Raw genomic sequence first — 22,355 nt, forward strand, 5'->3', positions numbered from 1 at the left:
CCACGGCCCGGCGGTGTGCCACCGCGTCGGCGCCGGCCTCGGCGAGCATGCCCCCCGCACCGGCCACGGTCGCCCGGGCGATCAGCGTGGCGAGCTGCGCGTCCAGACCCAGCTCCACCCCCGCATCCGCCATGGCCTCGGCGAGGTAGAACGCGTAGGCGGGGCCGGACCCGCTGACGGCCGAGAGCGCGTCCACCTGGTGCTCGGGGATCTCCACCACGGTGCCGGCAGGCGCCAGCAGCTGCCTGGCCCGCTCCATGGGCTCCGGCCCGGCAGCGGACCCGGCGGAGACGGACAGCACACCCCGCCCGAGGCGCGAGGGAGTGTTGGGCATGGAGCGGATCACGGGCTGGCCGGCGGGCAGTGCCGCCTCGATCATGGCGATGGACACGGCCGCGGCGACACTGAGCACCACGGCGCCCGGCGCCAGGGCGTCGGCGATCTCCCGGGCCAGGGGCACGATCCCCACCGGCTTGACGCCCAGGACCACGATGTCGGCGTCCCGGACCGCCCTCGTGTTGGCGTCGTCGTCCGCCCCGGGGGCGAGCGCGTCGATCCCGTGGCGTGCGCGGAGTTCCTCTGCCCGCTCGGGGCGGCGCAGCGTCGCGGTCACCCGCGCGGGGTCGAGGCCGGCTCCCAGCAGGCCTGCCAGGATGGACTCGTTCATCGATCCGCATCCCAGGAAGGCGATGCGCAGGGAGGTGTCGGAGGTCATGGCCCCATCCTGCCATGAGCGGTTAACAGGCTACTCACAGCCTGCTCGCGGTTTCGTCACAAGGTCGGGTCCTACGGTAGGAACTACCTCATGAAGGTGCGAGTGATGAAGAACCGGAAATTCCTGATCCGGTCGGCGTCGGTGGCAGCAGATGATTCCCCCAACATCTGCAGGTCCACCGGCGCCATCTCTTTTGACGGGTCATGTGCGGGCGCCCCCGTACCGGCACCCCTGTGGTCCCGATGATCGTGGTTCGAGCTGATGCCGCCCTGGCGGCTGTCGCCCCGGTGGCTGTCGTCTCAGTGGCGCAGGTGCGTCCGCGCGAAGCGGAGGGTCTCGGCGAGCCACTCCTCCCGCTCCCCGGCGCCGCGCGCCCGCCGGGTACTGACCTCCACCGCCACCACGCCGTTCCAGCCGGTGTCGGCGAGGTGACCGAGCGCCTCGGCGCACCGCTGCTGGCCCTGCCCGGGCAGGAGGTGCTCGTCCTTGCCGTTCGGCGTGCCGTCGGTGAGGTGCACATGCGCGAGACGGCTGCCCAGTCTCCGGATCTCCTCGTAGGAGTCCATCTCGGCGATCGCCGCGTGGGAGAAGTCCCAGGTGACGTGCTCGTACGGTTCGGGCACCGGGTTCCAGTGCGGAAGATACGCCTTGGCCTCGCGGCCCCGCACCTTCCACGGGTACATGTTCTCGACGGCGATCTCCACGCCGTACTCCTCGGCGATCCGGGTGATCCCCTCCGGGAACTCCTCGGCGTAGCCGGTCTGCCAGCGGAACGGCGGATGGGTGACCACGGTCCGCGCACCCACCTCCACCGCCATGGCAGCCGAGCGCTCGATCTTGGTCCACGCCTTGCCCCAGACCTGCTGCGTCAGCAGCAGGGTGGGCGCATGGATGGCCAGGATGGGCTGCTCGTACTGTTCCTTGAGCACGTTGAGCCGGCCGGGGTCCTGGCTCACCGCGTTGTTCGTGACCATCACCTCCACGCCGTCGTACCCGAGGTCCTGGGCGAATGCGAAGGTGTCCGTGACCGTGAGCGGGTAGACGGAGGCGCTGGAGAGTGCGACCGGGATGACGCCGGGGCCGGACGCGTCCATGTCAGACCCCCTCGGAGACGGGTGTACGCCGGATCACGTCGAGCTGGCTGTGCCCCACGCCCGCGCCGGTCAGCGGCTCCTCGGCGTCGAACATCTTGGTGTCGAAGCGCCGGAGCAGCAACCCCTCACGGAGGGCCCACGGGCAGATCTCCATGGACTCCACACCGAACAGTTCCAGGGCGCACTCGGCGACCAGGGCTCCGGCCAGCACCTGCGGGGCGCGCAGTTCGGAGACGCCGTCGAGGTTCGCCCGGTCGGCGCTGCTCATGGCTGCCAGGCGCTTGGTCCACAGCGTGAGGTCGGTACGCCGGAGCTCGCGGCGCACGAACGGACCCGCGGCCGACGGCGCAGCACCGGTGAGGCGCGCCAGCGACCGGAAGGTCTTGGACGTCCCCGCCACGAGGTGCGGTGACCCCAGGTGCGAGAACTGCGGCACGGCGTCGTTGAGCACCTCCCTGATGTAGCGGCGGAGCTTCTTCGCACTCTTCGCCGACGGCGGGTCCTCGGGCAGCCAGTCACGCGTGAGACGCCCGGCCCCGAGCGGCACGGACAGCGCCACCGCCGGCAGCTCGTCCGTGCCCATCGCCATCTCGAAGGAACCACCGCCGATGTCGAGGTTGAGGATCGACTCCGATCCCCATCCGTACCAGCGGCGTACCGCCTGGAAGGTCACCGCCGCTTCCTGGTCCCCGGAGAGCTCCTGGAGGTCGACGCCGGTCTCCGCGCGTACCCGGGCCAGCACCTCGCTGCCGTTGGCGGCCTCCCGGATGGCCGAGGTGCAGAAGGCCAGGAAGTCCTCGGCCCGGTGCCCGGACGCGAAGGCCCGTGCCTCCTGGACGAACCCCACCAGTTCGTCCTGGCCCTCACGCGAGATGTTGCCCGCGGCGTCGAGGTAGGTGACGAGCGAGAGCGGTTTCTTGTGGGAGGCGAAAGGCACCGGCCGGCCGCCGGGGTGCGCATCCACGAGCAGCAGATGGACCGTGTTCGATCCTATGTCCAGTACACCTAGCCGCATCGTTCCCGCACTTCCAGTTCTCGTCCCGCCATCATCGGTTCCGTCATCGAGGGGGTACGGGCTACTTGCCCGCCGCCACCTTCCGCTTTGCGGGCGCCCGCCGTGCGGTCTTCTTCGGCGCCGGGCCCTTGGCCCGTTTGTCGGCGCGCATCTCGACCGCCTGCTCGCGCGTCAGCCCCTCGATCGCCATGGACCCCGGGATCGTCACGTTGGTGGTGCCGTCGGTGACGTACGCACCGAAGCGGCCGTCCTTCACCACGATCGGCTTCTCGCTCACGGGGTCGTCGCCGAACTCGGCCAGCGGCGGGGTGACCGTGCGGCCACCGCGCTGCTTGGGCTGACGGTAGATCTCCTGCGCCTGCTCGAGGGTGATCGTGAAGATCTCCTCCTCGGAGCCGATGGAACGGGAGTCGCTGCCCTTCTTCAGGTAGGGCCCGAAGCGGCCGTTCTGGACGGTGATCTCCTTCTCGTCCTCGTCCGCGCCGAGCACCCGCGGCAGGTGCATGAGGCGGAGCGCCTCCTCCAGCGTCACGGTGTCCACGGACATGGACTTGAAGAGGGACCCCGTGCGGGGCTTGACCTTCGCGGGCTTCTTCGGCGGCTTCGGCTTGCCGTTCTTGTAGTACTCCACGGGCTGTGCGGCGAGCTCCTCGGCCGTCACCTCGGGGATCAGCTCGATCACGTACGGCCCGTACCGGCCGTCACGCGCCACGATGGTGCGGCCCGTCTCGGGATCGGTGCCGAGGGCACGCTCCTGCGAGGTCGGCGTCTCCATCAGCTCGATCGCCTTCTCGGCGGTCAGCTCGTCCGGTGCCAGGTCCTCGGGCACGTTGGCGCGCTGCGGTTCCGTGCCCTCCGGGGCGTCGGCGGGCAGCGGCTTCTCCAGGTACGGGCCGAACTTGCCCACCCGCAGCGTGATGCCCTCGGCGATCTCCACCGAGTTGATCCGGCGGGCGTCGATCTCGCCGAGCTCGCTCACGATGGTGTGCAGGCCGGTGTCCTTGCGGTCCCCGTAGTAGAAGGAGTTCAGCCAGTCCACCCGGCCCGTCTCCCCTCGGGAGATGCGGTCCAGGTCCTCCTCGAGCTCCGCCGTGAAGTCGTAGTCCACGTAGTCGGTGAAGTGCTCCTCGAGCAGCCGCACCACCGAGAAGGCGATCCAGCTCGGCACGAGGGCCTGACCGCGGGAGCTGACGTAGCCGCGATCCATGATGGTGGACATGGTGGCCGCGTAGGTGGAGGGACGACCGATCCCGCGCTCGTCCAGCACCTTCACCAGGGACGCCTCGGTGTAGCGCGGGGGCGGCGAGGTCTCGTGGCCGATCGCCTCGATCGCCGTCGCCCCCAGGGCGTCACCCTTAGCGACGTTCGGCAGGCGCGTGCCCTGGGCGTCGTCGTCGGCCCCGTCCTCGCCCCGGACGGCGTCGCGGCCCTCCTCGTAGGCGGCCATGAAACCGCGGAAGGTGATCACGGTGCCGGAGGCCGAGAACTCGGCGTCCCGCCCGTCCGCGCTGACCGCGCCGAGGCGCAGCGACGCCGTGGAACCCTTGGCATCAGCCATCTGGGAGGCGACCGTGCGCTTCCAGATCAGCTCGTACAGCTTGAACTCGTCACCGCGCAGGCCCTGTGCCACCTGGGCGGGCGTGCGGAAGGAGTCACCGGAGGGGCGGATGGCCTCGTGGGCCTCCTGCGCATTCTTCGCCTTGCCCTTGTACACACGGCGCGCCTCGGGCACGTACTCCGGACCGTACAGCTCCGAGGCCTGACGGCGGGCGGCGTTGATCGCCTGGTCGGAGAGCGACGACGAATCGGTACGCATGTAGGTGATGTACCCGTTCTCGTACAGGCGCTGCGCCACCTGCATGGTGACCTTCGAGCTGAAGCGCAGCTTGCGGGCCGCCTCCTGCTGCAGGGTCGACGTCGTGAACGGCGCGGCCGGACGGCGCGTGTACGGCTTCGTGTCCAGCGACCGGACCGTGAACGTGGCGCTCTCCAGCCCCGTGGCGAGCGAGCGCGCGGAGTCCTCGTCGAGGCGTACGGCGTTCGCGGCCTTCAGCTCACCGCGGTCGGAGAAGTCCTTGCCCGTGGCGACACGGTTGCCGTCGACGGCGACCAGCTTGGCCGGGAACGCGGCGCCCTTGCCGGTCTCCTTCGGCGTGAAGATACCGGTCAGGTCCCAGTATGACGCCGTCCGGAACGCCATGCGCTCGCGTTCGCGCTCGACGACGAGGCGCGTGGCGACGGACTGGACGCGCCCGGCGGAGAGGCCCCGGGCCACCTTGCGCCACAGGACGGGCGAGATCTCGTACCCGTACAGGCGGTCGAGGATGCGGCGGGTCTCCTGGGCGTCCACCATGGGGATGTCGACGTCGCGCAGCTCACCCATGGCACGGGTGACGGCTTCCTTGGTGATCTCGCCGAAGGTGAGCCGGTAGACGGGGACCTTGGGCTTGAGCACCTGCAGCAGGTGCCAGGCGATGGCCTCGCCCTCACGGTCCGCATCGGTTGCGAGGTAGAGCTCGTCGGCGTCCTTCAGTGCCGCCTTCAGCTCCGCCACGGTCTTCCGCTTCTCCGGGGACACCACGTAGTACGGTTCGAAGTCCCTCTCGAGGTCCACCGCGAACTTGCCCACCGAGGACTTCTTGAGTTCCGCCGGGAGGTCCGAGGGCTGCGGGAGGTCCCGGATGTGCCCCATGGAGGCAGCGACCTGGAAACCCTCGCCGAGGTACCCCGAGATGCTCTTGATCTTGCTCGGGGATTCGACGATGACGAGTTTCTTGCCGTGCTTCTTGTCCGTGGCCTTGGTGGGCACTTCACTCCTATATATGCGTGCAGCGAACGCGTGCAATGCCGCAGCAGGTGGAACGTGTCCCGGTCCGGACGCCCTGCCGGGCCTCATCTCACAGTATGCGTGATGGATACCTGCACAAGGGTAATCGCTGGGCTCAGCGGGCAGGAACCAGGAAACCCTCGCGGACGAGCTGCTCCACGTCCACCAGCAACCCCGAGACGAAGGCGGCATCGGGGCGCTCCAGGAGCATCGCGAGCGCCCCGGCGATCTGCCCGGCCGTGAGGTCGCCGTCGCACGCGGACACGAAACCGGCCAGCTCCGTGCTCAGCAGCGTGGTGCGCCGCAGTCCGGCCCCCTGCCGCAGCAGGATGACCCCCGGGTGCTCCGCCCCGGGCCGCTGGTGGCGTTCCTCGGTGACGTCGTCGGCCACGAGCAGGAACTCCTCGGCGATCCCGCTGCCGGAGGACGCCTGCTCCGTGTGGGCGGCCAGCCAGTCGCCCCGCTCGACGGCGGCCGCCAGGTGCGGGCCCACCGGCTGCTCGATCTCGTGGGTGATCTCCTCGAACGTGGCACGCACGAGCCCATGCGGGTCCCGCGGTCTGCGCAGCCACACCGAGCCGAACCCGATGCCCTCCACGTCACGGGAGGCGAAGTCGGCGAGATACGCGGCGAAGCTCGCGAGGTAAGCCGCCCGGTCGCGGTTCTCGGCGGCGTCGCGGAGCCACGTCTCGGCGTACTGCAGGGGGGTCAGCTGCTCACGCTGGATGAACCAGGCGTCGACGCCGCTCGGCACGAAGGCGCGGACCCGGCGGTCCCAGGGGGCACCCTCCGGGATCTCCCAGTTGCCCAGGATCTGAGCGGCCCCACCGGGTGCGAGGACGCCGGGCAGCCCGCCCACGAGCCCCTCCACGATCGCGTCCCCAGCCAGTCCGCCGTCGCGGTAGGTGTACGCCTGCTCCTGCGTGGCGCGCGGGGTGATCACGAACGGCGGGTTGGACACCACGAGGTCGAACTGCTCGCCCTGCACGGGCTCCAGCAGACTGCCCCGGCGCAGGTGGACCCGGGGACCGGGCGCCTGCGGGTCGATGCCCAGCGCGGGCGCGTTGAGCAGCAGGTTGAAGCGGGCGAAGGCCAGGGCCCTCTCGGAGATGTCGGTCGCGGTGATGTGGCGCACGTGCGCGAGCAGGTGGAAGGTCTGGATACCGCAGCCGGTCCCGAGGTCCAGGGCGCGGTCCGCCTCCGTGCGGATCACGGTCTGCGCGAGCGTGAGCGATGCACGCCCGATCCCGAGGACGTGGTCGTGCCGCAGGCGGCCCGGCCGCAGCTCCGAGCCGAGATCGCTGGACACCCAGAGGTTGCCGCCCACGTCGGAGCCGTACGGGCGCAGATCCACGGCGGCACGCCACCGGGCGCCGCCTGCGGGCAGGTCCGGCTCTGCTGATTCCGATACTGCTGTGGCCGACGAGCACCGGGCGTTCTCGCGCTGCGCGATCCTGTCAGGGCGGTCGGCCTCCGGCGTACCGACCCCGCCGGCTCCCACCTCCACCCGCTCGACGAGCCGCAGGCGCTCCAGGCCGGCCACGCCGCTCCCGGGGAAGGCTTCCGCGAGGTCCTCCTCGGGAAGCGTCTCGCCCAGGAGCCACAGCAGCACCGGGACGGCACGTGCCCTGTCCCCGCCGCGGGACCGGCCCTGTGCCTCCAGCAGCGCCGCGGCGAGTTGCCCCCGCCCGAGGGCGTCGTAGGCAGCACCGCCGAGCAGCTCCTCGACGCCGTCCACCGTGTAGTCCAGGGCCTCCAGCTCCCTGGCCAGCACCTCCAGCGCCGGCAGGTCCCGGCTCGACGGCGCGGTGGGGACGTCGTCGTCGAACTCGACCGCACCGCTCGGAGCCGGCATCACGCGGCGCTCGCTGCGGTGGCCTCGGCGTCGTCGGTCTCGCAGCCCTGCGGACACCGCAGGGTGACCGGGTCGGCAGCGCACGCAGCGCAGTAGAGGGTGAGGTTGCGGCAGGTCGGCTCGGAGCAGTTCTCGAACTTGTTGGTGGGCGTCCCGCAGCGCACGCACTTGCCGATCCTCACGGCGTCCTCGCTGAACTCGAGGTGCATCCGCTTGTCGAAGACGTAGAGCGAGCCCTCCCAGAGCCCTGCGTCCCGGTACCGCTCGCCGTAGCGCACGATCCCGCCGTCGAGCTGGTACACCTCGTTGAAACCGCGGGCGACCATCAGGCTGGAGAGCACCTCGCAGCGCACCCCGCCCGTGCAGTAGGTGACCACGGGCTTGTCCTTCAGTTCGTCGTACTTCCCGGAGTCGAGCTCGCGGACGAAGTCGTGGGTGGTGCGGACGTCGGGGACCACCGCTCCCCTGAACCTGCCGATCTGCGCCTCGAGGGCGTTGCGGCCGTCGAAGAACACGACGTCGTCCCCCGCCGCGCGCTTCGCGTCCACGAGATCGTGCAGCTCCTCCGGCGACAGGTGCGTGCCGCCGCCCACCACGCCGTTCCCGTCCACCTTCAGCTCACCGGGGGCGCCGAAGGAGACGATCTCGTCGCGGACCCTGACGCTCAGGCGCGGGAAGTCCTCGGCGCCGCCGTCGGACCACTTGATCCCCATGCCCCGGAACCCCGGGTACTCCCGCGTGGTCTTCACGTACTGCTTCACGGCCCGGACGTCACCGCCCACCGTGCCGTTGATGCCGTGCTCCGAGAGGAGGATCCTCCCGCGGAGCCCCCACTTCTCGCAGAGTGCGCGCTGCCACAGGCGGATCGCCTCGGGATCGGGCAACGGGGTGAAGGCGTAGTACAGGGCGATACGGTTGGTCGACACGGATTCAAGCCTACGTCGCGTCTCGAAATGGTCACTGTTACGTGCACCCCGTGACCTGCGCGGCACCGGACACCTAGGGTTCAGTCCATGAGCGAATCCGCAGACACCGACCTGTTCCGGACCTGGCTCGCGGGCTGGGCGGCCTGCCGTGGGTACACCCCCGAGGACCACGACAGCAGTGTCTCCGTGCTCCGGCCCGATCGGGGGGAGGAGACCGAGCATTTCCTCGTCGAACCCGGCACGGAGGTGTTCCGCGCACTCGCCGCGGAGACGCGTCAGGACCCGGCGCGGGTCCTGACGGTGGCCACCCACCGGATGCTCGAGCTCGTCGACGAGGCCGGACGCCTGGGCCTCAGGGTGGTCGACCGGAGGCAGTCCCTGATGCGCATGGACATGCACGGGCAGGACGTCGAGGATCCCCGTGCGCCCGAGGACGGCATCACCGTCGAGCGCACGCGGGAGGGCGCCTGCCGCCACGTCACGGTGCACGTGGACGGCGAGGTCGCGGCGCGGGGCTCCGTGTCGGTGGTCGGCGAGTACGCGGTCTACGACCGCATCGAGACGGAGGAACGCTTCCGGCGGAGGGGCCTGGGGACGTTCGTGATGCGCGCGCTCACCGCAGGGGTGCTGGAGGAGGACATCACCACCGGGCTGCTCATGGCGTCCGCCGACGGCCGGGCGCTCTACGAGTTCCTCGGGTGGCAGTACCTCGTCGACGTGTTCGTCGTCAGAGGATAAGCGCCTCCCCCGCCGCGGGTTGCAGCACGGCGGTGGCACAATCGACGCGTGGCCACGCAGGATGCACTGATCTCCCTGCTCGGGGGCGGACCCGACCCCGAGCAGCTGCTGCACGTCCGCGAGATCCCGGCACGAGCGGCGGAGCATTCCCCGTGGCCTGCATGGGTGCATCCCGAGGTGGTCGAGGCGTTCCTCACGCACGGGGTCCGCGAGCCGTGGCGCCACCAGGCGGCGGGAGCCACATCCGCGCACGACGGCGAGCACACCATCATCGCCACCGGGACGGCCTCCGGGAAGTCCCTCTCCTACCAGCTGCCGATCCTCGACGAGATCCATCGCAGTGAGCTGGCCGGCCGGGTCACCCTGGCCCCGAGCGGTTCCGTGGCCCTCTACCTCGCGCCCACCAAGGCACTGGCGGCGGACCAGCTGTCCGCCGTCAACGCACTGGACCTGCCCACCGTACGTGCGGAGACCTACGACGGCGACACCGAATCCGGTGCCCGCCGCTGGATCCGCGACCACGCCAACCTGGTGCTCGCGAATCCGGACATGCTGCACCACGGGATCCTCCCGAACCACACCCGGTGGGCGCGGTTCCTCCGCCGGCTCAAGTACGTGGTGATCGACGAGGCGCACAGCTACCGGGGGATCTTCGGTTCCCACGTGGCCAATCTGCTGCGCCGCCTGAAACGGATCTGCGCGAGCTACGGCGCCCACCCGGTGTTCATCGGGGCGTCCGCCACCTCGTCCGACCCGTCGGTGTTCTTCGGGCGGCTCATCGGCGCCCCGGCCCGCGCCGTCACCGAGGACAGTTCGCCGCACGGCTCCACCACCGTGGCCTTCTGGGAGCCGCAGCTCACCGGGACACGGGGCGAGAACGGCGCACCGACGCGGAGGACCGTCATCGCCGAGACCTCCGACCTGCTCGCCAATCTCGTGTCCGCGCAGGTGCGCACCATCGCGTTCGTCAAGTCCCGACGAGGCGCGGAGAGCATCGCCCAGACGACGCAGCGGATGCTCGAGGAGGTCCATCCCGGCCTGCCGCACCGCGTCGCCGCGTACCGCTCCGGCTACCTGCCCGAGGAACGGCGGGCGCTCGAGACGTCCCTGCGCAGCGGCGAGCTCCTGGGCGTCGCCAGTACCTCCGCCCTGGAACTCGGCATCGACATCTCCGGCCTCGACGCCGTCCTGGTGGCGGGATGGCCGGGTACGCGGGCGTCCCTCCTCCAGCAGATCGGCAGGGCCGGAAGATCCGGTCAGGACGCCGTCGCCGCCTTCGTGGCCGGTGACGATCCCCTGGACACCTACCTCGTCCACCACCCGGAGGCAGTCTTCGACCTCGCGGTGGAGGCCACGGTCATCGATCCGGCCAACCCGTACGTCCTCGGCCCGCACCTGTGCGCCGCAGCCGCCGAGCTGCCCGTCACCGAGCAGGACCTGGCACTCTTCGGTGCCACCGCCGAGGAACTGCTCGGCACGCTGTGCGCCCAGGGGTTCCTGCGGCGCAGACCCGCCGGATGGTTCTGGACCTACCCGCAGAGTGCTGCCGGCATGGTGAATCTCCGGGCGGACGGTGGTGGGCCCGTCAACATCGTGGAGGCCGGATCCGGTGCCCTGCTCGGCACCATGGGCTCGCCCCAGAGCCATTACCAGGCGCACGCCGGAGCCGTGTACGTCCACCAGGGCCGTACGTACGTGGTGCAGGAACTGGACGAGGAAGCACACAGCGCCGTGGTGTCCCGCGCCTACCCCGACTACTACACGCAGGCGCGGGACGTGACGCAGATCGAGGTGATCGGACGGGACGTCAGCACCCTGTGGGGTGGTGTCCTCGCGAACTTCGGGGACGTGAAGGTGACCACCCAGGTGGTGTCCTTCCAGCGGAAGGCCTTCTCCTCCAACGAGGTGCTCGGCGAGGAGCCGCTCGAGCTCGGGGCCAGGGACCTCTTCACCAAGAGCGTGTGGTTCGAGATCAGCCCCGGGCTCCTGGAATCGGAGGGGATCCTCGCCGACGAACTCCCGGGCGCCCTGCACGCCGCCGAGCACGCAGCGATCGGACTGCTGCCCCTGGTGGCGTCGAGCGACCGCTGGGACATCGGCGGGGTGTCCACCGCACTCCACGCGGACACCGGGATGCCCACCATCTTCGTGTACGACGGCCATCCCGGAGGGGCCGGGTTCGCGGAGCGGGGTTTCGAGGCCGCACGGACCTGGTTGTCCGCCACCCGCGATGCCATCGAGGCCTGCGAGTGCGACTCCGGATGCCCGTCCTGCGTGCAGTCGCCCAAGTGCGGGAACCGCAACAACCCGCTCAGCAAGGGTGGGGCCGTCGCGGTGCTGTCCCTCATCCTCCGGGAAGCGGGCGGTGCCACGGACCCGGTGAAGGTGGAGCAGTCGGCGGAGTAGCGGTCCGGGCCCGGCGCCGCGCATCGACGGCGCACCTCCGACGCGGATCACGGCGGCGGCCCGGCTCGTGCTGCGCCCTGTGCGTCCGGGGGGATCCCGGACGGGGGTACGACCCCCCGGATGACCGCCGTTCCGGGCCCGGTGGTACCGAGGGCGCACTCCTGGATCTCCGCCCCGTGATGTTCCGCCACCTCCTCGGCCGCGGCGCACGGGTTCCCGCCGGTGATCCCCCGCACGGCATCGGCCGCCGCCAGTGCGGCGAGATCGGCGGCCGTCGCGGCTTTCGACGCAGCCGAGGCCGCCTGCAGCAGGAGTGCCGCCGAGGCGATGAGTACGAGAGCCAGCAGCGCCAGACCCGCCATCAGCAGCGTCCCCGCACCCCGTTCGGTATCGGCCGGGGTCTTCTCCCCGCCCCGCTCCCCGTCCTCGACGCGCTTCCCCGGCGGTCCTCCGACCGCTGACCTCGCGTTCCCCTCACCCACCGTGCTCGTCCTTCCCGGATGCCGTCGCCTCGAGGGTGATCCCCAGGAGTCCGACGAGCGGCGTCTCCCCCTCGGTCCGCACCTCCACGGTGATCCACCCGGCAGCAGCTCCCACCCGGGTGCGGGCGCCGGATCCTGCCAGACGCTGCACCGTCTGCTCCACCGCGGCCATGCTCTCCCCGCGCATCGCCTCCCGGGCTCCGGCACGCGCGGCCTCCTCGATCCGGAGCTGGACCGTCCCCACGTGAGCGGTGCCCAGCAGCAGGGCGAGCAGGACGACCAGGGCGGGAAGCACCACGGCGATCTCCGCGGTGACCGCGCCCCGCTCGCCGTGATCCGCAGCGCGGTGGCCGGCGTCGACCGCCCCCGCCGTCCCGGGCCGATGGCGACCCCGGGAGGGACGAACACTGCCCCGTCCCGTGCCCGCCGTCGGGCGCTCCCCACCCTGGTCGCAGACCATCAGCCGAAGTTCAGTGCGGAGGAGATGAGGGACATCAGCAGCCCTCTGATCTCGCCGCTGGAGAGCACCGCCACGAGGAGCGCAGCGAACCCGACGGCAGCGAGGGTGGCGATCGCGTATTCCGCGGTGGCCATCCCGGCTTCCCGGTCCAGCAGCCCGCCCTGTCGGCGTCGGAGCGCCCGGACGGAGGAACGCCTGCGCCGGTTCTCGGCACGGCGGTCGGCGCGGTCGGCGGGATGAGGCTCCACGAGGCCGAGCTGCCGGACCTCCGGCAGCCGGGCACCGTGATGATCCTGCGCGGGATGGTGCCGTCCGATCCCGTGCGGTCCGGCCTCGCCGGTTCCGTTCCGCTGGACGAACGTGGTTCCACCGGTCTGCCTGGGCTGGGTCTGCGAGGACATGGGTTCTCCTTCGATCGATGTAGGACACCGGGTCCTACGGGTGGTGAGCGGCGGGTGCCGCGGACTCCACTGTGCCGAGCGTCTGCAGGCCTCCGGACACGGGAAGCGGCTAAGTGGATAACGCCCGTGCACATCCGTCCCGGGCGGGTCAGAGCGCGGGGAGGAGACCGATGACCACCGGGACCACGCCCAGGCAGATGAAGGCCGGCAGCGAGCACAGGCCGAGGGGCAGGACGAGCTGCACCCCGAGCGCCGCCGCCCGCCTGTCCACCTCGCGGTTGTGCCGACGCCGCACCTGGTCGGCCTGGGCGTGCAGGAGTCCCGCCGAGGGCGCACCGGTGGCCGTGGCGAAGTGCAACCCCTGCCGCACCTCCAGGAGGACACGACGCCCTGCATCGGGGCGACGGCGACCGGGTCCGGCACGGGTGGTGGACCTTCCGTCCCACTCCGAGAGGCCCACCTCCCAGGAGGAGTCCCAGGACGCCCCGAGGCGCCGCGCCGCGCAGACCCGTGTCAGGCAGACACCGATCCGCGGATCGCAGGAGTCGGCGACGAGGACGAGGGCGCTCTCCACGGTGGCCCCGGAGAAGAGCATGGCGGCCAGCAGATCGAGGATGAGCGGGGCATCGCCGATGCCGTGCCGCTCCTGGGCACCGGTGGGTCGTGAGGAGCTGCGCAAGCGGGCCGAGGGGGTCAGGAGAACGACCGCCGCGGAGGCCAGCAGTACGCCCACGACCACGCCGACGCTCGCGGCGCCACTCCCGTCGCATGCTGCCCGAGCCGGGTGGACCACATCCGGGCGATGACCATCAGCAGGATCCCGGCCGCGAGCGCGAGCCGGCCCGCACCGGTCCCCAGGAGGACGGTGAGGGGGTTGATCCCCAGTGCGAAGGCGAGGACCAGGCCCACGGCGGGGAGCCAGGCGAGGGGGAGCACCGTGGCTCGTGGCCCTGCCGGGGCCGTGGCCCGGGCGGGCGCGCCGCCCAGCCCGGCATCCGCCTGCCCCGCGTAGTGCTCCAGGATCCCGGCCAGGGGTGCGCCACTGCGTTCGGAGATCTCGAGGCAGGCGGCGAGGTCCGCCCAGAGTCGCGCCGTACCCCTGGTGAGAGCATCGGAGCCTCCCACCCCACCGGTGGGACCGGCGCTCTGGCGGAGTGCTTCGGGGACGCTCAGCCCGAGGTCCGCGGCTCGGCGGGCCGGGGCGAGGCGGGGGAGCACGGCGTTCCCGAAGGCGCTGCCGCTCGCCGCGTAGACGGTCTCGATGCCGGCCCACGGCGCACTCGGGGGCCGCCCCGCCTTCAGCAGGCCCGCGAGCTGATGGACGAACAACGGGATCTCGTGCAGATCGGTCCTTCCCGAGGCGCCCCGCCACCAGCGGTCCCGGGAGGACGGCGGCCGCGTGGGATGCCGCCCCGCGGGTCCGCCGGAAGCCCTGCCCCGGAGGGGGCCCTGCCGGGGCGACGCGGTCGGCCCCAGCAGCAGGAGGGCGGACGCGGTGACCAGGAGCGCGGAGACCAGCAGACCCGTCACGGATCCGTCCCCACCGCGCCCACCCGGGCCGCGAAGTCCTCCCAGCCCTCGGCGCGCTCACAGGTCGATCCCGTGTCCACGAGGACGGGCCGCCCCAGCAGCCGGTTCGCGGATGAGAGCTCCGGGAGGCTGATGCCCCCCCCCCGCCGCCCTGCTGCGCCCCTGACGACGTGGACCACGGCGTCGAGCGCGCTCGCCGCCTGCAGGGCCAGGGCCTCGGGGGACAGACCGGCCAGCGCTGCGAGGGCGGCCAGCCTCGCCGGGACGGCTTCGGCGGAGTTGGCGTGGAGGGTCCCGCCCCCGCCGTCGTGCCCGGTGTTCATCGCGGCGAGCAGTTCGCGGACCTCCGCACCCCGGCACTCGCCCACCACGAGGCGGTCCGGTCGCATCCGCAGTGCCTGCCGGACCAACTCGGTGAGATCCACCACGCCGGATCCCTCGAGATTGCCGTGACGTGACTGGAGACCGACCGTGTGGGGGTGTCCGGGGTCGAGTTCAGCGGCGTCCTCGACGAGGACGATGCGCTCGTGGTGCCCGGCGAGCCCCAGCAGCGTGGACAGCAGCGTGGTCTTGCCCGTCCCGGTGGCGCCGCTGATGAGGAAGTTCGACCGGCACCGCATCATCAGGGTCAGGGCCTCGGCCATGGGCGGCGCGATGGTCCTACGGTCGATCAGCTCGGCGAGTGAGAACACCCGCGGGCGCCGGATCCTGATCGAGAGCAGCGCCCCACGGGTGGAGAGGGGCGGAAGTCCCGCATGGATGCGCACCCCGTCGAGCCGCACGTCCACCGCCGGTGAACCGTCATCGAGACGGCGGCCACCGGCGGCGACGAGACGGACGGCGAGGGCCCGCACGTCCTCCTCGGCGGGGAAGAGCCGTCCGATACGTCGAGGACCCGCGGGTCCGTCCACCCGGACGTCGTCGGGTCCGTTCACGAGGATGTCGGTGACGGACTCCTCGGCCAGCAGGTGCTCGAGCGGGCCGATCCCCTGGAGCTCGGCCCTGACCCGGTCCAGCGCCGACAGCGTCCCCTCCGATCCCAGGAGCCTGCCGCTGGATCCCACCGCGTCGGCGAACGCGGCCCCCGTGGCCTGCACGTCACCGGCCAGCACCGCCCTCCGGACGGTGTCCACCATCGACGCGGCGGCGGGATCGCAGGATCCGCCGCGTCCGGGGGGACCATCCGTCCGCCGCGTCGCGACAACACCGAACGGCACCCCGGGGCCCGCGACGGAGGTCCCGGCGGCGGCCCGCAACTGACGCCGTGTGGGGACGGCAGGCACCTCGCCGTCGTTCATGCCGCCCCCGCCTCCGTACCGGCGAGGATCCCGCGGACCACCCTCCGCACTCCCCGCGGCAGAGGGAGATCGAGCAGGCGTCGTCCCGCCTCCGCCTGTGCCACGCCTCGTACGCTGGGCAGATACGCCAGCGGCCCCGCCTGGCCCAGCATCTCGGCGGCGAGCCAGGTGTCCAGTCCGTCGAGGACCGGCCCGCGCAGCACCACCGTGACGGGGAGGGCACCGAGGACCTGGAGGAGTTGTGCGGCAGCAGCCACTCCTCGCGGCCGAGCCGGGGCCAGGAGAACCACCCGGTCGCAGGCCGACAGCAGTTCCTGGTACAGCTGACCGGTGCCGCCCAGGTCGACGAAGCTCGCGGCGTAGGCTCCGCGGGCTGCTTCCAGGACGGCCCCGGCAGAGACCATGCCGTGCTCCCCCCAGCCGTCCGACCGGCGCTGATCCGCATGGGACAGCACGGCGAGTGATCCGACGGTCGGCAGCGCCGCAGCGAGCTGTTCCGCGCCGAGCGTCCCGCGGATGCCGCCCAGATCGTGCCAGCGCACACCGGGGTGCTCCTCGATCCCGAGGGCGAGGTCGAGCCCGCCGCCGTACGGATGGCCGTCCACCAGGAGCACGGCACCGGTACCGGCGGCCCGCTCGCGTGCGCACCAGGTGGCGAGCGTACTCACCCCGCTGCCACCGGCGGCACCGAGGAACCCCGTGACGGTCCCCGTCGCCGCCGGGCTGAGGCGTTCCGCGAGATGCTCCGCGAGCCAGCCGACGCCCTGCGGAAGGATCACCACGCTCGCAGCCCGGAGCGCCGCGGCACCGGCCCACGCCCCGGCCTGGTCATCGGCCGCACCGACCACGATCACCTCCCGGGACCCGTACACCGCAGCCGGCTGCTCCGCACCGACGAGGAGCACCACGGGGTCGAGCGCGAGGGCCTCGGCCGGACGGTCCGCGAAGACCGGTGGCACACCCACCGCCGCACAGGATCGCGCCACCTGGTCGCGCAGGAACTGCGAACCACCCACGAGGACCACCGGGCGGCGCCCGTTCGGCGTCCACGTCTGCTGCGTCATGGGTACAGCGTCCCGGGCGGCACGCCGAGGAGCACTGCGATACGCGGCTATGTGGACAAGCCGGGCGATTGCAGGAATGACACCGTCACCGCCCAGAATGTGCTCATGTACATCGCCGTGGGGTCAGTGCCGTCGGGCAGGGACGGCGGCACCGTGCACGCACTGCAGGCCCTGGATGCCACCGGCGAGCGCCCCGGGGATCAGGAGGTCCCGGGACCCGGGAACCTCCCGGCCGCCGTCGCCCGGGCCGAGCACCGCCGTCCGCGCTGGATCTGGGGCAGCACCCGGCCCGTGTACCCGGCCCTCCTCACCGCGGGGGTGACGGTGGACCGGTGCTGGGACCTCGAGCTGACCCGGACCATCCTCACGCACTCGGGATCCTGCCGCCCCTCCCCCTACATCGACGCGTTGCGCACCGCTGCCCCGCGGATCGACGGCGCCGACCCGCCACGACTGCTGCTCCCGCCCCCTCCGCCACCGAACCAGCAGTCCCTGTTCGAGGACCCCGCACGGACGTCCGGTCCTGCCCTCGAGGAGGTGATCGGGCAGTTCCGGGACCAGAGCGCCGCGATGGCGGACGCCGCGGAGCCCGGCCGGCTCAATCTCCTCGTCGCGGCCGAATCCGCCGGCTCGCTCATCGCCGCGGAGATGGAGCACTGGGGCCTGCCGTGGCGCCGGGACATCCATGAGGAACTGCTCGAACGCCGGCTCGGCCCCCGCCCACCGGACGGTGCGCGCCCGCGTGAGCTGGAGCGCCTCGTCGGTGAGCTCCGGGACGCGCTCGGGAACCCCGGGCTGAATCCGGACTCGCCTCAGGACCTCCTGCGTGCCCTCCACCGGGCGGGTGTCGAGGTGAGGACCACCCGGTCCTGGGAGCTGGAACAGCACCGGCACCCGGCGATCATCCCGCTCCTGGCGTACAAGAAGCTGTCCCGGCTGCTGAGCGCCAACGGGTGGAACTGGCTCGATGCGTGGATCCACGACGGGCGGTTCCGCCCTGAGTACGTGGTGGGCGGGGTGGTGTCCGGGAGGTGGGCGTCCCGCGGTGGAGGTGCACTGCAGATCCCCCGCGAGGTGCGCGACGCCGTACGCCCCGACGACGGGCACGTCCTGATCGTCGCCGACGCCGCGCAGCTCGAACCACGCGTCCTCGCGGCCCTGGGACGCGACGCCGCGCTCGCCACCGCTGCGCGGGGGAAGGACCTCTACCAGGGCATCGCGGACCAGGGCTTCGACGGGGACCGCGCGAAGGCCAAGCTGGCGATGCTCGGGGCGATGTACGGTGCCACGAGCGGTGAGTCCGGCCAGCTGATGCCCCGGTTGGCGCGCGCCTACCCGCAGGCCATCGCCGTCGTGGAGGCAGCGGCGAGAGCCGGCGGGCCCGGGGCGGCCGTGGGCAGCCACCTCGGCCGGGGTTGCCCGCCCGCCTCGGCGGAGTGGCTGGCACGGCAGCGCACGACGACGGCGGAGGAGCAACGCCGTGCGGACGGCGCCGCGCGGGCCCGCGGACGTTTCACGCGGAACTTCGTGGTGCAGGCGTCCGCCGCGGAGTGGGCGCTGTGTTGGCTGGCCGAGATCCGGCGGAGGCTCGCCGCAGGCCCTGTCCCGCAGCCGCGCAGCCGGATCGCCTTCTTCCTCCACGACGAGGTGGTGCTCCACGTCCCCGGGGAGTTCGCCGCGGAGGCCACCACCGTGCTGGAGGACGCGGCGCGTGCGGCCACGCGTCTGCTGTTCGGTGAGATCCCCCTCGATCTTCCGATCACCACGGTCGCCGTCGGGTCCTACGCCGACGCCAAGTAGACGGCCCACCCCACCCTGCGCACGGGTCCGGGCGGGGATGGTGGTACTTGTCCACACAGCGCGGCCCCCGCCCCCGCCGCTGCATCGGGGCGGCTACGGTGGCAGCACGGACGAGGGAGGGGAACCGACATGACCGTACTGAGGATCGACACGGACCGGTACGCCGAAGCGGCCGCGCTGACCGCGGCCGCGGGGCAGCAGCTGGCGGACGCGGCCGGGACAGCGGGCACTGCCCTCGGCGGTGCCCGCGGCATGGCGGGGGGGGACACGCCCGGGGCCGGCTGGTCCGCGTCCTACGACCCTGCTGCCCGCGACGTCCTGTCGGCCTGCCGCGACCTCGCCCTCGCCTCGGCGGACACCTCCCGGGCGCTGGATCTTTCCGCAGGCGCCTACCTCAGCGCCGAGCACATCGCCGCCGGGGGGCTCTCCGCGCTGGTCGGACCCCATGCGCCACGGTCCGTGGACGTCCCCGCCGCCGCCCTCCTCCCCTCCGCGGGCGAGGGCAACCCCGGGTGGCCCCCGCCCTGCTGGGACATCGTCGCGGGGATCGCCGGTGTGGTGTGGCCCTCGGGCGACCCCGCGCTCCTCCGCTCGGCCGCCCGCACCTGGGACGTACTCGCCGACGAGGTGGGGAGGGGCGTCGACGGTCCTGCGGCCTCCGCCCGGCACACTCTCGACGGGCTGCTGGCGGAGGATCTCCACCTCTACCGGGAGAGGAGCCTCGAGATCGAGGCGGCGGGACGCCTGGTGGCGGACGCATCGAGGGACATCGCCCGGGGATGCGGGTCCCTCGCGTCGGCGATCGAGGAGGCGCACCAGGAACTGCTCGACGAGACCCGCTCCTTCGCCCTCGAGTGCGGCACCCTCGTCGCGGTGGGCACCGCGCTCAGCCTGGTCACGCTCGGGGGATCGGCGGCCGTGACAACCCTGGTGGGAGCCGCCCGTACCGCCCGGATGGTGCTCCGCGTCCACGAGGTCCTGGCCCGCCTCGCCGCCCTCGCCCGGACCGTGTCGATCGTGGTGGCACGGTTCCCGGGGGCGGGCCGGCTGACGGCCGGGCTCCGCGTCCTCGCACCCCCGCGCCTCCTCGCGTCCTCGCAGGTCACCGCGGTGCGTTCCGCGGTGGCCTCCTGGTCACGGGCCGCCCTGACGTCACGAACCGCGTCCCGCCTGGCACCGGCCGTACGCATGATCCGTCCGCTGGGAGCGGCGGGACTCCGGGGCCTCGACTCCAAGGCCGTGCCGGTCGCCCGGCCCGGCCCCGCCGAGCTGGTGGCCGGCCGACTGTCCTACCAGGTCCGGCGCACCGTCCTCGGCTCCAGGGCGGTGCGCGGCAGTGAGACGGACCAGGCGTTCGCCCTGCTGCGGGCCTCCCCCCTCGGCAGCGTGCCGGCGGTCGCCGTCGCCGAACGGGTCATCAGGGGCAAGGATCGCGTGGACGCGGCAGAGGGCCTGCTCGCCCTCCCGGGAACCATCAGGAACCGCACGGCACCGTACCGGCCCGCACGGCTGTCGCCGGATGCGACGGGGCCCGGGCGTCTCACAGCGGGGCGGGGATCTCCCGCCCCGCATCCCCGGGCCGGGGCCAGCCGGGACCCTCGAACATCGACTCCAGCAGCATCGCCGTGAAACCCCAGACCACGGCCTCCGGCAGGATGAAGGCCGGCGTGCGGCTGGTCAGGCCGTTGCGCCGGACGACCGCCGTACGCCTCCGCCCGGGATCGAGCAGCGCGCTCACGGGAGCCCGGAACACGAGCTCGGACTCGGCCGTGTCCACGGCGTGGACGGCCGATTGCTCCGCCCACCAGCCGAGCACAGGGGTGACCAGGAAGTTGCTGACGGGCAACCCGATCTCGGGGAGCCCCCCGAGGACCTCCACCCCGTGTGGGTCCAGCCCCGTCTCCTCCTGCGCCTCCCGCAGCGCGGCCGCCGTCTCGTCGAGATCGTCCTCGTCGATCGCGCCTCCCGGGAAGGCGACCTGGCCCGGGTGGTGGTTCAGGGAACCGGCCCTCATCACGAACAGGAGGTCGAGGTCGCCGTGATCCGCCGTCCTCGCAGGGCCCCGTGCGGCGGACGGCGGGACCGCGCGATCCTGTGGCATGGCTGCGCGCTCCCCGAGGAGGATCAGCACCGCGGCCCGGCGCGCCGTCGCCGGATCCAGGACGGCGAGCTGCCAGCTGTCGCGCGCCGGGAGCGAGCTGCCGGGTCCGGCCATGGACTCCGCCCAGGCCCGCAACTCGTGATAGGCACCCACCGGACCCTCCGGACCGGACGGCACCGGCCCGGCCACCCGCTCAGGCACTGAGTCCGTGACTGGCTTCACGGAGCTCGGCGCGGGTCCGGCCGGCCCTCATGAGTTCCAGGAGTTCCTCGCGGCCCGGGGCCAGTTCGTACTTGAGGAGCTTGGCGGCCTTCATGGGGTCGGTCTCGCCCTCCCCGTAGGACGGGCACAGCGCCGCGAGCGGGCACACACCGCAGGCCGGTTTCCTCGCGTGGCAGATCCTGCGTCCGTGGAAGATGACCTGGTGGGAGAGCAGTGTCCAGTCCCGGGGTTCGAACAGCGCGCCCACCTCGTGCTCCACCGTCACCGGGTCGTCCGCCGCCGTCCAGCGGAAACGCCGTGCGAGCCGCCCGAAGTGTGTGTCCACGGTGATTCCAGGGACACCGAAGGCATTCCCGAGCACCACGTTGGCTGTCTTCCGCCCCACCCCGGGCAGCGTGACCAGGTCCTCGAGTCTTCCCGGGACCACGCCGTCGTACTCGTCGACCAACCGGCGGGACAGCGCGAGCAGGCTGTTGGTCTTGGCCCGGTAGAACCCGGTGGGGCGGATGATCTCCTGCAGCTCGGTCTCCTGCGCCTCGGACAGGGCACGGGCGTCGGGGTAGCGCTCGAAGAGGGCCGGCGTGGTGAGGTTGACCCGCACATCGGTGGTCTGGGCGGACAGCACCGTCGCCACCAGCAGTTCGAAGGCGTTCCGGAAGTCCAGCTCGGCCACCGCGTAGGGGTAGGTCCCGCCGAGGATCCGGCCGATCTTCCGTGCCCGTCGTTTCAGGGCGACCGGGGACTCGTCCCCGGTGCTCGATCTCCTGCCTGCCACGGGCATGGTTCCTCTCGGCGGTGCTTCCGGTACCGGCGGGTGCCGGCAGCGGGTGTCGCGTCAGTCGCGGGGGGCGCGTTCGATGTTGCCGAGGTCCCGCAGTACCCCCATGGCTCCCGTGCGCTTGTCCTGGACCAGGAACTCGTCCCCACGATCCTCGATGCCCACCTCCCAGTCGCCGGGCTCCAGTGTGAACACCTCGTGCCCGGTCTGCTCGTCGTACACCGGGCGGGAGGATCCGACAGCGAACCAGAAGGCCTCGACCACGGGTTCCTCGGCCGCCGTCCGGGTCGCCGTGATGGGCTCCTGCCGGACACGATCGGCCGTACGGTCGGGACCGGCGTCGGCGCGGTTGGTGTCCGGGCGTGCGTACTCCTCGGGTACCGCCTCGTGGACCCGGGTCTCGTCGGTCCTGGACACCACGGGTTCCACCGCGGTGGCGTCATCGGTCTCGAGCGCGTCGGGGATGCGCGAGGAGCCCTGGGCCGCGGACGAACCGCCGCCCACCCGTCCGTCGTGGCCGGCGGGGGAGGCTGCGTCCTGCGGCTGCTCCTTCGGATCGTCGTCCACCGGGGCCGGCCCGGCGCGCAGCCCGGACGGGCCCGCGCCGCGGCGCCGGCGCCGATCACACCGGCACCCCCTGCCC

At 72.2% G+C, this 22,355-nt stretch carries 20 protein-coding genes; 4 read left to right on the forward strand and 16 right to left on the reverse strand.

Features of this window, described 5'->3' with window-relative positions:
* The 6 genes from AC792_RS14370 to trhO form a co-directional block, all read right to left on the reverse strand.
* Positions 1 to 715, reverse strand: a 715-nt coding sequence (locus AC792_RS14370) for a pyrroline-5-carboxylate reductase family protein (RefSeq protein WP_049831181.1), incomplete at its 3' end; no start/stop codon positions are given.
* 299 nt (positions 716 to 1,014) lie between these two features.
* Complete coding sequence (locus AC792_RS14375) at positions 1,015 to 1,809, reverse strand: sugar phosphate isomerase/epimerase family protein (RefSeq protein WP_049831182.1); 795 nt, start codon at positions 1,807 to 1,809, stop codon at positions 1,015 to 1,017.
* A gap of 1 nt (position 1,810) precedes the next feature.
* The gene (locus AC792_RS14380; protein WP_049831183.1) at positions 1,811 to 2,824 is read right to left on the reverse strand and encodes a Ppx/GppA phosphatase family protein; all 1,014 of its coding nucleotides are present in this window, start codon (positions 2,822 to 2,824) and stop codon (positions 1,811 to 1,813) included.
* 61 nt (positions 2,825 to 2,885) lie between these two features.
* Positions 2,886 to 5,633 (reverse strand): type I DNA topoisomerase, encoded by a 2,748-nt coding sequence (topA, locus tag AC792_RS14385; protein WP_049831184.1) that lies wholly within the window; start codon positions 5,631 to 5,633, stop codon positions 2,886 to 2,888.
* A gap of 133 nt (positions 5,634 to 5,766) precedes the next feature.
* Positions 5,767 to 7,506 carry a DUF7059 domain-containing protein gene (locus AC792_RS14390; RefSeq protein WP_049831185.1) on the reverse strand — a complete coding sequence of 580 codons (1,740 nt, stop codon included), beginning with the start codon at positions 7,504 to 7,506 and terminating at the stop codon, positions 5,767 to 5,769.
* On the reverse strand, positions 7,506 to 8,432 hold the full coding sequence (gene trhO, locus AC792_RS14395; RefSeq protein ID WP_049831186.1) for an oxygen-dependent tRNA uridine(34) hydroxylase TrhO: 927 nt from the start codon (positions 8,430 to 8,432) through the stop codon (positions 7,506 to 7,508). The genes AC792_RS14390 and trhO overlap by 1 nt, the downstream gene beginning before the upstream one ends.
* A gap of 87 nt (positions 8,433 to 8,519) precedes the next feature.
* Here trhO and AC792_RS14400 point away from each other — a divergent pair, with 87 nt between their 5' ends.
* Complete coding sequence (locus AC792_RS14400) at positions 8,520 to 9,170, forward strand: GNAT family N-acetyltransferase (protein WP_049831187.1); 651 nt, start codon at positions 8,520 to 8,522, stop codon at positions 9,168 to 9,170.
* Between the two features lie 48 nt (positions 9,171 to 9,218).
* Positions 9,219 to 11,576, forward strand: coding sequence for a DEAD/DEAH box helicase (locus AC792_RS14405; protein WP_049831188.1), 2,358 nt, complete (start codon positions 9,219 to 9,221; stop codon positions 11,574 to 11,576).
* 47 nt (positions 11,577 to 11,623) lie between these two features.
* Here AC792_RS14405 and AC792_RS14410 read toward each other — a convergent pair whose 3' ends face one another.
* The 7 genes from AC792_RS14410 to ssd all read right to left on the reverse strand — a co-directional run bounded on the left by AC792_RS14410 (position 11,624) and on the right by ssd (position 16,811).
* Entirely contained in the window at positions 11,624 to 12,058 is a 435-nt protein-coding gene (locus AC792_RS14410; protein WP_235436803.1) for an Rv3654c family TadE-like protein, read from the reverse strand.
* On the reverse strand, positions 12,051 to 12,518 hold the full coding sequence (locus AC792_RS14415; protein WP_200903421.1) for a TadE family type IV pilus minor pilin: 468 nt from the start codon (positions 12,516 to 12,518) through the stop codon (positions 12,051 to 12,053). The genes AC792_RS14410 and AC792_RS14415 overlap by 8 nt, the downstream gene beginning before the upstream one ends.
* Complete coding sequence (locus AC792_RS17830) at positions 12,518 to 12,919, reverse strand: DUF4244 domain-containing protein (protein WP_049831189.1); 402 nt, start codon at positions 12,917 to 12,919, stop codon at positions 12,518 to 12,520. Before AC792_RS17830 ends, AC792_RS14415 begins: the two co-directional genes overlap by 1 nt.
* 148 nt (positions 12,920 to 13,067) lie before the next feature.
* The gene (locus AC792_RS14425) at positions 13,068 to 13,652 is read right to left on the reverse strand and encodes a type II secretion system F family protein (RefSeq protein WP_152916250.1); all 585 of its coding nucleotides are present in this window, start codon (positions 13,650 to 13,652) and stop codon (positions 13,068 to 13,070) included.
* Positions 13,613 to 14,449, reverse strand: coding sequence for a type II secretion system F family protein (locus tag AC792_RS14430; RefSeq protein ID WP_049831191.1), 837 nt, complete (start codon positions 14,447 to 14,449; stop codon positions 13,613 to 13,615). Before AC792_RS14430 ends, AC792_RS14425 begins: the two co-directional genes overlap by 40 nt.
* Positions 14,446 to 15,747 carry a TadA family conjugal transfer-associated ATPase gene (locus AC792_RS14435; protein WP_442853626.1) on the reverse strand — a complete coding sequence of 434 codons (1,302 nt, stop codon included), beginning with the start codon at positions 15,745 to 15,747 and terminating at the stop codon, positions 14,446 to 14,448. The genes AC792_RS14430 and AC792_RS14435 overlap by 4 nt, the downstream gene beginning before the upstream one ends.
* A complete protein-coding gene (ssd, locus tag AC792_RS14440; RefSeq protein WP_049831192.1) occupies positions 15,744 to 16,811 on the reverse strand; it encodes a septum site-determining protein Ssd in 1,068 nt (355 codons plus the stop codon). The genes AC792_RS14435 and ssd overlap by 4 nt, the downstream gene beginning before the upstream one ends.
* A 105-nt stretch (positions 16,812 to 16,916) precedes the next feature.
* Here ssd and AC792_RS14445 point away from each other — a divergent pair, with 105 nt between their 5' ends.
* The gene (locus AC792_RS14445) at positions 16,917 to 18,611 is read left to right on the forward strand and encodes a bifunctional 3'-5' exonuclease/DNA polymerase (RefSeq protein WP_049831193.1); all 1,695 of its coding nucleotides are present in this window, start codon (positions 16,917 to 16,919) and stop codon (positions 18,609 to 18,611) included.
* A gap of 129 nt (positions 18,612 to 18,740) precedes the next feature.
* Positions 18,741 to 20,240 (forward strand): hypothetical protein, encoded by a 1,500-nt coding sequence (locus AC792_RS14450; protein ID WP_049831194.1) that lies wholly within the window; start codon positions 18,741 to 18,743, stop codon positions 20,238 to 20,240.
* Here AC792_RS14450 and AC792_RS16610 read toward each other — a convergent pair.
* The 3 genes from AC792_RS16610 to AC792_RS14465 are packed head-to-tail and all read right to left on the reverse strand — an operon-like array spanning position 20,152 to position 22,279.
* On the reverse strand, positions 20,152 to 20,865 hold the full coding sequence (locus tag AC792_RS16610) for an NUDIX hydrolase (protein WP_235436809.1): 714 nt from the start codon (positions 20,863 to 20,865) through the stop codon (positions 20,152 to 20,154). The two genes, AC792_RS14450 and AC792_RS16610, sit on opposite strands and share 89 nt — an antisense overlap.
* Before the next feature lie 40 nt (positions 20,866 to 20,905).
* Complete coding sequence (gene nth, locus AC792_RS14460; RefSeq protein ID WP_049831196.1) at positions 20,906 to 21,715, reverse strand: endonuclease III; 810 nt, start codon at positions 21,713 to 21,715, stop codon at positions 20,906 to 20,908.
* 54 nt (positions 21,716 to 21,769) lie between these two features.
* Positions 21,770 to 22,279: a hypothetical protein gene (locus tag AC792_RS14465; protein WP_160317653.1), complete on the reverse strand. Its 510-nt coding sequence runs from the start codon at positions 22,277 to 22,279 to the stop codon at positions 21,770 to 21,772.
* Positions 22,280 to 22,355: the final 76 nt, after the last annotated feature.

This window comes from Arthrobacter sp. RIT-PI-e, from assembly GCF_001187915.1.
Lineage (GTDB): Bacteria > Actinomycetota > Actinomycetes > Actinomycetales > Micrococcaceae > Arthrobacter_D.